The sequence below is a fragment of the Cupriavidus plantarum genome, from assembly GCF_905397285.1.
GTDB lineage: Bacteria > Pseudomonadota > Gammaproteobacteria > Burkholderiales > Burkholderiaceae > Cupriavidus > Cupriavidus plantarum.
In genome coordinates this window covers 216,582-230,657 of sequence record NZ_CAJPUX010000003.1, presented here as the reverse complement: position 1 = coordinate 230,657, position 14,076 = coordinate 216,582, and the positions used below count along the sequence as shown (strand labels likewise).

Annotated in this window: 16 protein-coding genes; 9 read left to right on the top strand and 7 right to left on the bottom strand. The window is 64.0% G+C overall.

The genetic code is table 11. From position 1 onward, the window contains the following. Positions 1–39 precede the first annotated feature (39 nt). Positions 40–2,337, bottom strand: coding sequence for an ATP-dependent Clp protease ATP-binding subunit ClpA (gene clpA, locus KHP16_RS15750; protein ID WP_109580203.1), 2,298 nt, complete (start codon positions 2,335–2,337; stop codon positions 40–42). Continuing rightward, positions 2,334–2,660, bottom strand: coding sequence for an ATP-dependent Clp protease adapter ClpS (gene clpS, locus KHP16_RS15745; RefSeq protein ID WP_167468394.1), 327 nt, complete (start codon positions 2,658–2,660; stop codon positions 2,334–2,336). Before clpS ends, clpA begins: the two co-directional genes overlap by 4 nt. Positions 2,661–3,126: 466 nt before the next feature. Between clpS and KHP16_RS15740 the strand changes: the two genes are divergently transcribed. Together KHP16_RS15740 and KHP16_RS15735 are read left to right on the top strand one after the other, a co-directional pair. After that, a complete protein-coding gene (locus KHP16_RS15740) occupies positions 3,127–3,333 on the top strand; it encodes a cold-shock protein (RefSeq protein ID WP_109580202.1) in 207 nt (68 codons plus the stop codon). Positions 3,334–3,681: 348 nt separating this feature from the next. Continuing rightward, positions 3,682–4,434 carry a carbonic anhydrase gene (locus tag KHP16_RS15735; protein WP_109580201.1) on the top strand — a complete coding sequence of 251 codons (753 nt, stop codon included), beginning with the start codon at positions 3,682–3,684 and terminating at the stop codon, positions 4,432–4,434. 30 nt (positions 4,435–4,464) lie between these two features. Here the strand turns inward: KHP16_RS15735 and icd are convergent, their stop codons facing one another. Then, entirely contained in the window at positions 4,465–5,715 is a 1,251-nt protein-coding gene (icd, locus tag KHP16_RS15730) for an NADP-dependent isocitrate dehydrogenase (protein WP_109580200.1), read from the bottom strand. Between the two features lie 69 nt (positions 5,716–5,784). Between icd and KHP16_RS15725 the strand changes: the two genes are divergently transcribed. The 3 genes from KHP16_RS15725 to KHP16_RS15715 all read left to right on the top strand — a co-directional run bounded on the left by KHP16_RS15725 (position 5,785) and on the right by KHP16_RS15715 (position 7,333). After that, positions 5,785–6,414 carry a pseudouridine synthase gene (locus KHP16_RS15725; protein WP_121490538.1) on the top strand — a complete coding sequence of 210 codons (630 nt, stop codon included), beginning with the start codon at positions 5,785–5,787 and terminating at the stop codon, positions 6,412–6,414. Between the two features lie 107 nt (positions 6,415–6,521). Next, the gene (locus KHP16_RS15720; RefSeq protein ID WP_109580198.1) at positions 6,522–6,707 is read left to right on the top strand and encodes a hypothetical protein; all 186 of its coding nucleotides are present in this window, start codon (positions 6,522–6,524) and stop codon (positions 6,705–6,707) included. A gap of 176 nt (positions 6,708–6,883) precedes the next feature. Beyond that, the gene (locus KHP16_RS15715; RefSeq protein WP_109582563.1) at positions 6,884–7,333 is read left to right on the top strand and encodes a DUF192 domain-containing protein; all 450 of its coding nucleotides are present in this window, start codon (positions 6,884–6,886) and stop codon (positions 7,331–7,333) included. A 30-nt stretch (positions 7,334–7,363) separates the two neighbouring features. Here the strand turns inward: KHP16_RS15715 and KHP16_RS15710 are convergent, their stop codons facing one another. Further along, positions 7,364–7,849: a YajQ family cyclic di-GMP-binding protein gene (locus KHP16_RS15710; RefSeq protein WP_109580197.1), complete on the bottom strand. Its 486-nt coding sequence runs from the start codon at positions 7,847–7,849 to the stop codon at positions 7,364–7,366. Positions 7,850–7,943: 94 nt separating this feature from the next. On the opposite strand from KHP16_RS15710, the gene murB reads away from it, so the two are divergent. Continuing rightward, the gene (gene murB, locus KHP16_RS15705) at positions 7,944–8,954 is read left to right on the top strand and encodes a UDP-N-acetylmuramate dehydrogenase (RefSeq protein ID WP_211960640.1); all 1,011 of its coding nucleotides are present in this window, start codon (positions 7,944–7,946) and stop codon (positions 8,952–8,954) included. A gap of 21 nt (positions 8,955–8,975) precedes the next feature. Here the strand turns inward: murB and ppnP are convergent, their stop codons facing one another. Then, positions 8,976–9,314: a pyrimidine/purine nucleoside phosphorylase gene (gene ppnP, locus KHP16_RS15700; RefSeq protein ID WP_179593154.1), complete on the bottom strand. Its 339-nt coding sequence runs from the start codon at positions 9,312–9,314 to the stop codon at positions 8,976–8,978. A gap of 47 nt (positions 9,315–9,361) precedes the next feature. Continuing rightward, positions 9,362–10,285, bottom strand: a complete 924-nt coding sequence (argF, locus tag KHP16_RS15695; RefSeq protein ID WP_109580194.1) for an ornithine carbamoyltransferase — start codon at positions 10,283–10,285, stop codon at positions 9,362–9,364. Between the two features lie 259 nt (positions 10,286–10,544). Between argF and KHP16_RS15690 the strand changes: the two genes are divergently transcribed. Continuing rightward, positions 10,545–10,844 carry a DUF3579 domain-containing protein gene (locus KHP16_RS15690; RefSeq protein ID WP_115952745.1) on the top strand — a complete coding sequence of 100 codons (300 nt, stop codon included), beginning with the start codon at positions 10,545–10,547 and terminating at the stop codon, positions 10,842–10,844. Positions 10,845–10,990: 146 nt separating this feature from the next. Here KHP16_RS15690 and rpsT read toward each other — a convergent pair whose 3' ends face one another. Further along, positions 10,991–11,257, bottom strand: a complete 267-nt coding sequence (rpsT, locus tag KHP16_RS15685; protein WP_109580192.1) for a 30S ribosomal protein S20 — start codon at positions 11,255–11,257, stop codon at positions 10,991–10,993. 390 nt (positions 11,258–11,647) lie between these two features. On the opposite strand from rpsT, the gene murJ reads away from it, so the two are divergent. After that, positions 11,648–13,222: a murein biosynthesis integral membrane protein MurJ gene (gene murJ, locus KHP16_RS15680; RefSeq protein ID WP_211960639.1), complete on the top strand. Its 1,575-nt coding sequence runs from the start codon at positions 11,648–11,650 to the stop codon at positions 13,220–13,222. Continuing rightward, positions 13,219–14,067 carry a SirB1 family protein gene (locus KHP16_RS15675; protein WP_109580190.1) on the top strand — a complete coding sequence of 283 codons (849 nt, stop codon included), beginning with the start codon at positions 13,219–13,221 and terminating at the stop codon, positions 14,065–14,067. Before murJ ends, KHP16_RS15675 begins: the two co-directional genes overlap by 4 nt. Positions 14,068–14,076: the final 9 nt, after the last annotated feature.

Here is a 14,076-nt window from a genome sequence, read left to right as displayed (position 1 = left end):
CGCCCATAAATGCCGGGCGACCCTGCCTATTCCCGCCGATCAGGCCTCCGCACGCTGCTCGCTTTCCGGGGCCTCCGGCGGTTCCGGATCGGCCTCGGAGAAGGTCAGCTTGATCTGATCCTCGTCGTCCAGATCCACGGCCACCTTGCCGCCGGACACCAGACGGCCGAACAGCAGCTCGTCCGCCAGCGCCTTGCGAATCATGTCCTGGATCAGGCGCTGCATCGGCCGCGCGCCCATCAGCGGATCGAAGCCCTTCTTCGCCAGGAACTTGCGCAGTTTCTCGGTGAAGCTGGCTTCCACCTTCTTCTCGTGCAACTGCTCTTCCAGCTGCATCAGGAACTTGTCCACGACGCGCAGGATGATTTCCTCGTCGAGCGCGCGGAAGCTGATGGTGGCATCCAGACGGTTGCGGAACTCCGGCGTGAACATGCGCTTGATGTCGGCCATCTCGTCGCCCTGTTCGCGCGCCGTCGTAAAGCCGATCGTCGCCCGATTCATGGTTTCCGCGCCCGCATTCGTGGTCATGATGATGATCACGTTGCGGAAATCCGCGCGCCGGCCGTTGTTGTCGGTCAGCGAGCCATGGTCCATGACCTGCAGCAGGATGTTGAAGATGTCCGGGTGCGCCTTCTCGATTTCGTCGAGCAGCAGCACGCAATGCGGCTTCTTCGTCACGGCCTCGGTCAATAACCCGCCCTGGTCGAACCCGACGTATCCCGGCGGCGCGCCGATCAGACGGCTGACCGCATGGCGCTCCATGTATTCCGACATGTCGAAGCGCAGCAGTTCGATGCCCATGATGAACGCGAGCTGCTTGGCCACTTCGGTCTTGCCGACACCGGTCGGGCCCGAGAACAGGAACGAGCCGATCGGCTTGTCCGTCTTGCCCAGACCCGCGCGGGACATCTTGATCGCCGACGACAGCGCCTCGATCGCCGGATCCTGCCCGAACACCACCGACTTCAGGTCGCGCTCGAGCGTCTGCAGCTTGCTGCGGTCGTCCTGGTTCACGCTTTGCGGCGGGATGCGCGCGATGCGGGAAACGATGTCTTCGATTTCGGTCTTGCCGATGGTCTTCTTCTGCTTCGACTTCGGCAGGATGCGTTGCGCCGCACCAGCCTCATCGATCACATCGATGGCCTTGTCCGGCAGATGGCGGTCGGTGATGAAGCGTGCCGACAGCTCTGCCGCGGCGGTCAGCGCCGACGCTGCGTACTTCACGCCGTGATGTTCCTCGAAGCGCGACTTCAGGCCGCGCAGAATCTGCACGGTCTGGTCCACCGACGGCTCGATGACGTCGATCTTCTGGAAGCGCCGCGACAGTGCCGCGTCCTTCTCGAAGATGCCGCGATACTCGGTGAAGGTCGTCGCGCCGATGCACTTGAGCTGGCCCGACGACAGCGCCGGCTTGAGCAGGTTGCTCGCGTCCAGCGTGCCGCCCGACGCGGCGCCCGCGCCGATCAGCGTGTGAATCTCGTCGATGAACAGGATCGCGTTCGGATTGTCCTTGAGCGACTTCAGCACGCCCTTCAGGCGCTGCTCGAAATCGCCGCGGTACTTGGTGCCGGCCAGCAGCGCGCCCATGTCCAGCGAATACACGACCGCCTTTTCGAGGATGTCGGGCACTTCGTTCTTGGTGATGCGCCATGCGAGGCCTTCCGCGATCGCGGTCTTGCCCACGCCGGCCTCGCCCACGAGCAGCGGATTGTTCTTGCGGCGGCGGCACAGGACCTGCACCACGCGCTCGACTTCGCTCTCGCGGCCGATCAGCGGGTCGATCTTGCCGGCTTTGGCCAGCGCGTTCAGGTTCTGCGTATATTGCTCGAGCGGGCTTTCCTTGCCGTCACCGCCCTCGCCCTCGGCATTGCCCTCGCCGTGCTTCGCCGGCTCGGCCTGGTCCTTGCGGATACCGTGGCTGATGAAGTTGACGACATCCAGGCGCGTGACGCCCTGCTGCTGCAGGTAGTACACCGCGTGGGAGTCCTTTTCGCCGAAGATCGCCACGAGCACGTTGGCGCCGGTCACTTCCTTCTTGCCGTTGGAAGTCGACTGCACGTGCATGATGGCGCGCTGGATCACGCGCTGGAAACCCAGCGTCGGCTGCGTGTCTACCTCGTCCGTACCTGGCACCACCGGCGTGTTGTCGGCGATGAAGTTCTTGAGGCTGGTGCGCAAGTCCTCGATGTTGGCGGCGCAGGCGCGGAGCACCTCGGCCGCCGTGGGATTGTCGAGCAGCGCCAGCAGCAGGTGCTCCACGGTAATGAACTCGTGGCGGGCCTGGCGGGCCTCGACGAAAGCCATATGCAGGCTTACTTCCAATTCTTGCGCAATCATGCTTCCTCCATCACGCACTGCAGGGGATGCCCCGCCTGCCGCGCATGGGTTGACACTAATTCCACCTTGGTCGCCGCGATATCTCTCGTGTAGATGCCGCAGACGCCCTTGCCTTCCCGATGGACGGTGAGCATGATCTGCGTCGCCGTCTCCCGGTCCCTGCTGAAATACTGTTGCAGGATCATCACGACGAACTCCATTGGAGTGTAGTCGTCATTAAGCAGGACCACCTTGTACATCGCCGGGGGCTTGAGCTGCTGCTCTCGCCGTTCGATGACGGTGCCTGCTTCGCGTTGTGGGGTATTCGCCAGCCGTGTAACCATGGCCTTATTCTAACCCTTACTCACAAGTCTGCAATTTGGGGAAAAGACGCGGGATTCAAGAGCCCGCCGCTGCGAAAAATCCTGCGTGCGCCGGCGCACTGAACGCCGCCCGAAGTCGGCCTCGCGCACGTCCGTGGTGCAGCCGCACCGCCGCGGCGCCGGCCGGTCCGTCAAGCCTGACACGGTCTGGTGCGCGCCCTCCACGGTACCATTGCCAGCCGTTTCAATCCCACCACACCCTACGCCGAGTGGGGAATCTGCCAGCTTGACAGCCTTGGGGTTTGCCAGAAAAATCGGTCGCACATTCGGGCACGGTCGGCGAGCCACGCAGACAAGTCCGGCCCGGATGGATCCGTGAGCGGGAGGCTTGCGGCATCGGTGGCGCGCTGGTTTTCCCGGCGCCCTTGCGCATTCCCGCGCCCGAACCGTTCCCCCGCTTGAAACTGTTATTTCGTTGGGGGAGTTTATGGCAAGCGGTATCGTCAAATGGTTCAATGACGCCAAGGGCTTTGGGTTCATCAAGCCGGACGACGGCGAAGAAGAACTGTTTGCGCACTTTTCGGCCATCCAGATGGCAGGTTTCAAGACGCTGAAGGAAGGCCAGCGCGTTTCGTTTGAAGTGGTCCAGGGCCCGAAGGGCAAGCAGGCCACGAACATTCAGGACGCCGCTTAAGGAAATGCGCAGACCGTACCGGCCATAGAGCTCGACGGTCCACGGATGCTGGAGGCGGGTACGCTTCCGGAACGGGATCCGTCTCGCAAGCCGTCACAAGCAATCGCGAGTCAGTCGCAAGCCAGCCAAGCATCCAGCAGAAAGCCCGGATTTTCCGGGCTTTTTGTTTTGTGCGACGCGTATTTCTGGGGTGCCGGCTTCTGACCGCGCTCGCGCGCGCCCGCTGCTATAACACCTGCGTGTAGATCGTACTTTTCCGAAAGATGACAAGCGCTTGCGCAAACGCAAGATCGGACGACACGCCTTTCGAGACAGTGTCGGGTCGTATTTTTTTCCATTTGCACTGTCATGATCAAACGCACCCTCCTCGCCGTCGCGCTGGTCGGCTCGGCCGCCTGGCTCGGCACCACCCAGGGCCGCGAAAGCGCGGGCTCCGCGCACTGGAGCTATAGCGGCAAGACCGGACCCGAGCACTGGGCCGAACTTGATCCCGCGTATGCCGCGTGCCAGCGCGGGCACGCGCAGTCCCCGATCGATATCCGCGACACCTCGCCGGGCAAGCACATGCCCCTCGCCTTCGCCTATCGCGCGGGGGCGACCTCCGCCGTCAACAACGGCCATACGGTCGAATTCGATGTCGAGGACGGCGGCAGCGTCCGCGTGGATGCGGTGACCTACCAGCTGTCGAACGTCCATTTCCACACGCCCAGCGAAGAGCGCTTCGATGGCAAGGTGTATCCGATGGCCGCTCACCTCGTCCATCGCGACAACGCGGGCAATCTTGCCGTGGTGGCGGTGATGTTCGAGGAGGGGCAGGAGAACGCGGCGCTGGCGGACGTGTTCGCGGCCATGCCAAAGCGCGCCGGCAGGACAGCGAAGCTGCCGCATCCGCTCGACGCCTCGGCGTTCCTGCCGACCGATCGCGCATTCTATGCGTTCGTCGGCTCGCTGACCACGCCGCCCTGCAGCGAAGGCGTGCAATGGCGCGTCCTCAAGGAACCCGTGCAGATCTCTGCGGCGCAGCTGGCGGCGTTCCGCCAGCTGTACCCGATGAACGCGCGGCCCGTGCAGCAGCGGAACGACCGCGCGGTCGAGGACTGAGATGGGACCGGTTGTGAGCGGCGGCGCCGCTCACATGTTGTCGATCATGACCTGGCCGAAGCCTGAGCACGAGACCTGCGTGGCGCCTTCGAGCTGGCGCGCGAAGTCGTATGTGACCTTCTTCGACAGGATCGCGCGCTCCATCGAGGCGATGATGAGGTCGGCCGCTTCGGTCCAGCCCATGTGGCGCAGCATCATTTCCGCCGACAGGATCTCCGAACCGGGGTTCACGTAGTCCTTGCCCGCATACTTGGGCGCGGTGCCGTGCGTGGCCTCGAACATCGCGACGGAGTCGGACATGTTGGCGCCCGGCGCGATGCCGATGCCGCCCACCTGCGCCGCCAGCGCGTCGGAGATGTAGTCGCCATTGAGGTTCAGCGTGGCGATGACCGAATACTCGGCGGGACGCAGCAGGATTTGCTGCAGGAACGCGTCCGCAATCGCGTCCTTGATCACGATGTCGCGGCCCGTGCGCGGATTGCGCAGCTTGCACCAGGGGCCGCCATCCACGAGTTCCGCGCCGAATTCCTGCTGCGCGAGCTCGTAGCCCCAGTCGCGGAACGCGCCCTCGGTGAACTTCATGATGTTGCCCTTGTGCACGAGCGTCACCGACGGGCGGTCGTTGTCGATCGCGTACTGGATGGCCTTGCGCACCAGACGCTGCGTGCCTTCGCGCGAAACGGGCTTGATGCCGATGCCCGACGTCTCGGGGAAGCGGATCTTCTTCACGCCCATCTCGTTCTGCAGGAATGCGATCAGTTTTTTCGCGTTCGCACTTTCGGCTTCCCACTCGAGGCCCGCGTAAATGTCTTCCGAGTTCTCGCGGAAGATCACCATGTTCGTCTTCTCCGGCTCGCGCACGGGCGACGGCACGCCCTTGAAATAGCGCACCGGGCGCAGGCAGACGTAGAGATCGAGCTGCTGGCGCAGCGCGACGTTGAGCGAGCGGATGCCGCCGCCGACGGGCGTGGTCAGCGGGCCCTTGATCGACACGACATACTCTTTTACCGCGTCGAGCGTCTCGTCGGGCAGCCACACGTCGGGACCGTACACGCGCGTCGACTTCTCGCCCGCATAGACTTCCATCCATGCGATGCGGCGCTTGTCGCCATAGCATTTCGCCACGGCCGCATCGACCACGCGCAGCATCACTGGTGTGATATCGATCCCGGTGCCATCCCCTTCGATGTACGGAATGATGGGAGTGTCCGGCACGTTGAGCGTGCCATCCGCGTTGACCGTGATCTTCTCGCCGGCGGGAATCGTGATGTGCTGGTACATGAGCGTCTCCTCATTTGCGTCGCGAGGCATTTTGCAGCAATCCGCGCCATGCCGCCATAATCTGCGCCCATGACGCTGATCGCCCTCAACAAACCCTTCAACACCATGAGCCAGTTCTCGCCGCACCCGTCGCGGCCCACGCTGGCGGACTGGGTGCATACGCCCGATGTCTATCCTGCCGGCCGGCTGGACGCCGACAGCGAGGGTCTGCTGCTGCTGACCGACGACGGCGTGCTGCAGGCGCGCATCGCCGATCCCGGGCACAAGCTCGCCAAGGTCTATCTGGCGCAGCTGGAAGGCGTGCCCGACGAGGGCGCCCTTGCGCGGCTGCGCCGTGGCGTGGATCTTGGCGACTTCACCACGCAGCCCGCCCGCGCGCGCATCGTGGGCGAGCCGGACTGGCTATGGACGCGCGATCCGCCAATCCGTTTCCGCGCGGCCATCCCGACCACATGGGTCGAAATCGAAATCCGCGAGGGCAAGAACCGGCAGGTCCGGCGCATGACCGCGGCCGTCGGTCACCCGACGCTGCGCCTCGTACGCGTGGCCATCGGCGCGCTGCGGCTCGCCGATCTGGGCCTGTTGCCGGGGCAGTCCCGCGAGGTCCAGCCCTCGGCCCTCGGCCTGCCGCAGGCCGCGCCGCGCGCGCCCCGGCCGCCCTCAACACCGTCCCGCCCCGTAAGACGGCGTTACAAATAGGTACATTTCTGTGGTCAACGTGCGGAGAGACGGTCTCGTTTTGGAGGCAGACACGCTGACCAGCGCGTCATCTTTCCCAGACTGCATTCCATTCGAGGTACTCGCAAATGAAAAAACTGATCGCTGCCCTGGTTGTCGGCCTGTTCGCTACCGGCGCTTTCGCACAAGCTTCGGCACCTGCCGCCGATGCCGCCGCGCCCGCTGCTGCCTCGAAGACCACCAAGTCCGCCAAGAAGAAGACCTCGCACAAGAAGCACGCCAAGAAGGCCGCGGCTTCGGCACCGGCTGCGTAAGCTGGCGCACTGGCTTTGTCACGGGGGCGTCACCGCCCGCGTGAACCGAAGGCAGGCTCGCTCAGGCGGCCTGCCTTTTTGTTATCCATCCTCCGATACCCGCCCGGCGCCACCCCGGCGCGCCCGTGCTGCGCTATGCTCACGGTCTGCCGTCGAACCTATCGAACGTTCCCGCCATGCCTTCCGTGCTCAAGACCTCGCTGGCTGCCTGCGCCCTCGCGCTGACCGCCCTCGCCCCCCTGGCGCATGCCCAGAGCGCGCTGCCCACGATCAACCTGAACGCGGGCATGTACGCGATCCACGCCGAGGTGGCCGATAACCCCGCCGCGCGCGAACGTGGCCTGATGTATCGCCAGAACATGCCGGCCAACGCCGGCATGCTGTTCGTGTTCGAAGACAAGGCGGGGCACTGCTTCTGGATGAAGAACACGAACCTGCCGCTGTCGATCGCCTTCCTGGCCGATGACGGCAGCATCGTGAATATCGAGGACATGGCTCCGCAAACCGAGGACAACCACTGCCCGCGCGCGGCGGTGCGCTATGCGCTCGAGATGAACAAGGGGTGGTTCGCGCAGAAGGGCATCAAGCCCGGCGCGAAGATCGGCGGGCTGCCCGCGCTCAAGTAAGCGCGGCGTACTTCAGCGCGGGCGCCATGCTCAGTCCCGGAAGTTGTTGAAGTCCAGCGGGGCTTCGGTGACTTCCTTGCGCAGCAGCGCGATCACGGACTGAAGGTCGTCGCGCTTGGTGCCCGACACGCGTACCGCGTCGCCCTGGATACTCGCCTGCACCTTGATCTTGCTGTCCTTGATCATGCGCACGATCTTCTTGGCGAGGTCGCCCGTCACGCCCTTCTTGATCGTGATGACCTGCTTGACCTTGTCGCCGCTGATCTTCTCGACCTTGCCCTGATCGAGGAAGCGCGTGTCCACATTGCGCTTGGCCATCTTGCCGATCAGCACGTCCTTCACCTGGTCGAGCTTGAAGTCGTCATCGGCATAGGCGGTCAGTTCGCCCTCCTTCTGCTCGACGCGCGCGTCGGAACCCTTGAAGTCGAAACGCGTGGAGATCTCCTTGTTGGACTGCTCCACGGCGTTCTTCACTTCCACCATATTTGCTTCACATACTACGTCGAACGACGGCATCTTCTTTCTCCTGGGTCTCGCGCACGCTGGGCGCGCGCGACCGGTTACGTATAATCCTGCCCACCAATCCTGCCCACGACACGGGCTCACTTGCATGGCAGATTTCCAAGAATTTTATCCCCTGCGCCGCCACAATACATTCGGATTCGATGTCCGGGCGCGCCTCGCCGTGCATGTCCGCAGCGAACAGGACCTTGTCGAGGCCCTCGACGACCCGCGCGCGCGGGACCTGCCGGTCGTGGTGCTCGGCGGCGGCAGCAACGTCGTGCTGTCGGGCGATCTCGACGCGCTCGTACTGCTGATGGAGATCCCCGGATATCGCGTGGATGCAACCGGCGCAGACGTACATGTTACCGCCGGCGCGGGCGAAAACTGGCATGGCCTCGTCTGCCGCACGATCGATGACGGCCTGCCCGGCCTGGAGAACCTTGCGCTGATCCCCGGTACCGTGGGGGCCGCGCCGATTCAGAACATCGGCGCGTATGGCGTGGAGCTCTGCGAACGCTTCGCCAGCGTGCGTGCCTACGACCGGCAAACCCGCGCCTTTGTCGAGCTCGATGCCGCACAGTGCGCGTTCGGTTACCGCGACAGCGTCTTCAAGCATGCGGGCCGCGACCGCTACATCATCACCGCCGTGACGCTGCGCCTGCCGCGCCCGTGGCAGCCCGCGCTGGGCTACGCCGAACTCGCGCGCGAACTGGAAGGTGTCGCGCCCCCCGAGGCCGGCCGCATCCGCGATGCCGTGGTGGCGATCCGCTCGCGCAAGCTGCCGGACCCCGCCGTCATCGGCAATGCGGGAAGCTTCTTCAAGAATCCGATCGTCGAGGCGGCCCAGCGCGACGCGCTCGCCGCCGGCCATCCGACGCTCGTCAGCTATCGCCAGCCGGATGGCCGCTACAAGCTGGCCGCCGGCTGGCTGATCGATCAATGCGGATTCAAGGGCGTGAACGACGGCCCGGTGGGCGTCTATGGCAAGCAGGCGCTGGTGCTGGTACACCATGGCGGCGGCAGCGCGCGGGACTTGCTGGCGCTTGCCGGCCGCATCGCCGATACCGTCGAGGAACGGTTCGGCGTAAGAATCGAAGCGGAACCGGTCATCGTCTGACGATCGGCTCCGGCCGCGGTTTCAACCGAAATGGCAAACGTAGTCGAGCGTCTCGGTGACTTCGATGTCGAACTTGCTGTCGCCGGGCACGCTGAACTGCTGGCCCGCGCCATAAGTCTGCCATTCGGTCGCGCCCTGCAGGCGCACGCGGCACGACCCCGCGTTGATTTCCATGATCTCGGGCGCGCCCGTCCCGAACGTCAGCGCGGCGGGAAAGATCACGCCCAGCGTCTTGCGCGTGCCATCGGGGAACACCACCGTGTGGCTCACGCACTTGCCGTCAAAATACAGATTGGCCTTCTTGACCACGCTCACGTTGTCGAACTGCGCCTGGCTATCGCTCGCCTGGGTTTCGCTCATTACCGATTCCTGCTTGTTTGAATAGTGGATGACTGAGGAGCCCGCGCTCAATACCTGCCGCAGAGCAGGTATTCCATGAGCGCCTTCTGCACGTGCAGACGGTTCTCGGCCTCTTCCCACACGACGCTGCGCGGGCCGTCGATGACCGCGGCCTCGACTTCCTCGCCGCGGTGGGCGGGCAGGCAGTGCATGAACAACGCGTCCGGGGCGGCGCGGTCCATCATGGCCGTCGTGACCATCCAGTCCTTGAACGCACGCTTGCGCGCCTCGTTCTCCGCCTCGAATCCCATGCTGGTCCACACGTCCGTGGTCACCAGATGCGCGCCGTCGCAGGCGTCCAGCGGGTTGTCGAACACCTTGACGAGGCTGGCGGCCGACGCGGGCACCATCGCCGGATCGAGCTGATAGCCCGGCGGCGCCGAAAAATGGAAGGTGAAGCCGAGCCGCTCGGCGGCCTGGATCCACGTATAGGCCATGTTGTTGGCATCGCCGATCCACGCGACGACCTTGCCGCGGATGCTGCCGCGCTGCTCGATGTACGTGAAGACGTCAGCCAGCACCTGGCACGGGTGATATTCGTTCGTGAGCCCGTTGATCACCGGCACGCGCGAATGCGCGGCAAAGCGTTCGATGATCTCCTGACCGAACGTTCGGATCATGATGATGTCTACCATGCGGGAGATCACCTGTGCCGCATCCTCGATCGGCTCGCCACGGCCCAGCTGGGAATCGCGCGTGTTGAGGAAGACCGCGTGCCCACCGAGCTGATGGATGCCTGCCTCGAACGAGAGGCGCGTACGCGTGGAATTCTTCTCGAAGATCATGGCCAGCGTGCGGTCGTGCAGCGGGTGCCAGGTCTCGTAGTTCTTGAACTTCGCCTTGAGGATCTGCGCGCGGTCCAGCAGGTACTCGTACTCTTCGGCAGAGAGGTCGTTGAACTGCAGGTAATGCTTGATCGGGGTTGAGCTCATAAAACAATTAAGGCGGCCCGTCGGAGAGCCGCCTTTTCCGTCGCTTACGCAATTTAACTGCAAAGATCATAAGGGATTATTCAGGCTTTGGCGAGCCCGGAGTCACCCCATGACGGGGGGCTCCGGGGAACCGAAGCTCTTATGCGTAACTCTTATATAAGATATAATACTCGCTGATTCACGCGGGGCTTGGCACACCAGCGCCACCGCCCGCCCCGGCACCAAAAGTGCCCCAAAGACACCGACGCCCCGCAGTCCCATGACTTCCAACGTTCGCGAATATTTCATCCAAGGCATCACCAAGGAAGGCAAGACCTTTCGTCCAAGCGACTGGGCGGAGCGGCTGTGCGGCGTGATGGCACAGTTCCGGCCGGAGGGCGACTCCGGCGATCCGCGCTACACGTACTCGCCGTACGTGCGTCCGGTGATCATCGGCGGGATCAAGAATGTGGTGGTCGATGTGCGGCTGCGCGATATCGAACCCAAGGCGCTCGACTTCGTGCTGAACTTCGCGCGCGATAACGACCTCCAGCTCGTGGAAGCCTGCTACATCGATTGAACCGATAGCGCCAGGCCGGCGCCGACAGAACCGCCGATCGAAACCGCGGAAAGAAGAGAAAAGACAAAACAAAAAAGCTCGTCGTATGACGAGCTTTTTTTATGCCGGGCTCCCGGGGAAGCCTCGGCAAGGACTGCGAACCGCTATCAGGCAGCCATGGCCTTGATAGCAGCCGACAGACGCGACTTGTGACGTGCAGCCTTGTTCTTGTGCACGATCTTCTTGTCGGCGATGCTGTCGATCACGGTCTGCGACTGCTTGAAGATTTCAGCAGCAGCAGCCTTGTCGCCGGCGTCGATGGCCTTGCGAACGGCCTTGACGGCGGTGCGCAGACGCGAGCGCAGGCTGGAGTTGTGGGCGTTCTGAGCGACGGCTTGACGCGCGCGCTTGCGAGCTTGTGCGGAATTTGCCATTTGATCTCTTTTCCTGAATTCAGAATGCGTGCCCCGGGGCAACGCGAATAACGTATTGGGACGCCTCGGACGCAACCGTGAAGTCACATCGTGCGACCCGGGATATTCTCGCGGTGCTGCCCTGCGGGCTTCCCTCTACGAATCCGGAACGCGACTGTCCTTGCGAATCGGCGATTATACACACACGGCCGACGCCGAGGCAAGATCGAAGTGAGGATGGTGTCCCAGCCGACAGTCGCGCGCAACACCGTCCGTATAATAGGCGCCACATCGCGCCATAGCGCATCGATTGCGTCACATCGTGCCCGTCCACCGTGGCGTCATGGCAACTTTGTGGCGCCGCGCGCGTCAGACTCGCGTCCCGCCGGCTCCTATCGTTCCCGATCCATCTTGAACCTGCTCAAAGCGCTCGCCACCATCAGCAGTCTGACGATGCTCTCCCGCATCACCGGCCTGATGCGCGAAATCCTGATTGCCCGCGCATTCGGCGCCTCGGACATGACCGATGCGTTCAACGTCGCGTTCCGTATTCCCAACCTGCTGCGCCGCGTGTTCGCCGAGGGTGCGTTCTCGCAGGCCTTCGTGCCCATTCTCAACGAGTACCACGGCCGGCGCGGGCTCGATGACACCCGTTCCCTGATCGATGCCGTGTCCACGATCATGACGTGGGTGCTCGTGGCGGTGTCCGCGCTCGGCGTGATCGGCGCCCCGCTCGTCATGACCGCCGTGGCCACGGGTTTCCGCGGCCAGAGCGAGACCTACGACGCCGCCGTGTTCATGACGCGCGTGATGTTCCCGTACATCGGGCTGATCTCGATGGTCGCGCTGGCCTCGGGCATCCTCAATACCTGGCGCAACTTCGGCGTGCCCGCGTTCACGCCGGTCCTGCTGAACCTCTGCCTGATCTTTGCGGCGCTGTTCGTCGGCCCGCACATGGCCCAGCCGATCTATGCGCAGGCGTGGGGCGTGCTGGCGGGCGGCGTGCTGCAGCTCGCGATCCAGATTCCCGCACTGCGGAAGCTCGGCGTGATGCCGCGGCTGTCGTTCAGTGTGCGCAAGGCGTGGGCCAACGATGGCGTGCGGCGCGTCATCAGGCAGATGCTGCCGGCGCTGCTGGCAGTGTCGGTGGCGCAGATTAGCCTGATCATCAACACCAATATCGCCTCGCATCTCGCGGCGGGCAGCGTGTCGTACCTGACGTACGCCGACCGGCTGATGGAGTTTCCGACGGCGCTGCTCGGCGTGGCGCTGGGCACCATCCTGTTGCCGAGCCTGTCCCGTGCCAGTGCCGAGGACGATCGCGAGGAATACTCGGGCCTGCTCGACTGGGGCCTGCGGCTCACGTTCCTGCTCGCGGTGCCCTGCGCCGTGGGGCTCTTCGTGTTCGGCACGCCGCTGACCGCGGTGCTGTTCCACTACGGCCGCTTCGACGCGCACGCGGTGGAGATGACGCGGCAGGCGCTGGTCTCGTACGGTACGGGTCTGCTCGCGCTCATCCTCATCAAGATCCTGACGCCGGGATTCTATGCGCGGCAGGACATCCGCACGCCCGTGAAGATCGCGCTGCTCGTGCTGGTCATCACGCAGGCATCGAACGCGGTGTTCGTGCCGCAGTTCGGGCACGCCGGCCTGGCGCTCTCGATCAGCTTCGGCGCCACCGTCAATGCGTTGCTGCTGTTCTTCGGCCTCCGCCGCCGCGGCTTCTACCGGCCGGCGCCGGGCTGGGGCATGTTCCTGCTGCAACTGCTCGCGGCCGTGTTGATTCTTGCCGGCATGCTGCTCTGGTTTACCCGCACGTTCGACTGGATCGCGCTGGGCGCGACGCCCGGGTTGCGGATCGCGCTGATGGCATCGTGCCTGGTACTTGCAGCGGTGGTCTACTTCGGTACACTGTGGCTCATGGGGCTGAGGTATTCCGCGTTCCGGCGGAAGACCACGGACACCGCCATCAGGAACCCGCAATGACATCCACGAAAGTCCTGGATTACTTCGCCAGTCTCGTGGCGGACGAGCATGGCATTCCGCTTACGGAGACCGCGCTCTCGATTGCCCAGGACGCGTACCCCGATCTGGACCTGCAGGCCGAACTGGCCGCCCTGGACATGCTCGCGGTGCGGCTCAAACGACGGATCGCCGACGGCACCCCGGCCATCCAGCGCCTGCGGCTGCTCAATCATTTCTTCTATCGGGATCTCGGTTTCGGCGCGAATGCGAACGACTACTACGATCCGGACAACTCCTACCTCAACGTCGTCATGAAACAGCGGCGCGGGATTCCGATCTCGCTCGCCGTGCTGTTCATGGAACTGGGGCAGCAGATCGGTCTGCCGCTCAAGGGGGTGTCGTTCCCGAACCATTTCCTCGTCCGGATGACGATTCCGGCGGGCGAGGTGGTGCTGGACCCGCTGACGGGGGAGACGCTGTCGAAGGAGCAGTTGCAGGAGATGCTCGACCCCTACCTCGAACGGGAGGGTATTGGCGATCCCAATCAGGTCCCGCTCGGCCTGTTCCTGCAGGTGGCGAGCCATCGGGAGATCATCGCGCGCATGCTGCGCAATCTGAAGGCGATCTATCTGCAGGAGTCGCGCTGGCAGCGATTGCTGGCCGTGCAGAACCGTCTGGTGATCCTGCTGCCGAATTCGATCGAGGAAGTGCGCGACCGCGGGCTCGCTTATGCGAATCTGGAATGCTTTCGGCCCGCGCTCGAAGACCTGGAAGCGTATGTGCAGGCGCGGCCCGACGCGGCCGACACCACGCAGATCCGCGATCGCATGCCGGCGCTTCGGATGATGAGCCGAAGCCTGAGCTAAAAAACGGGG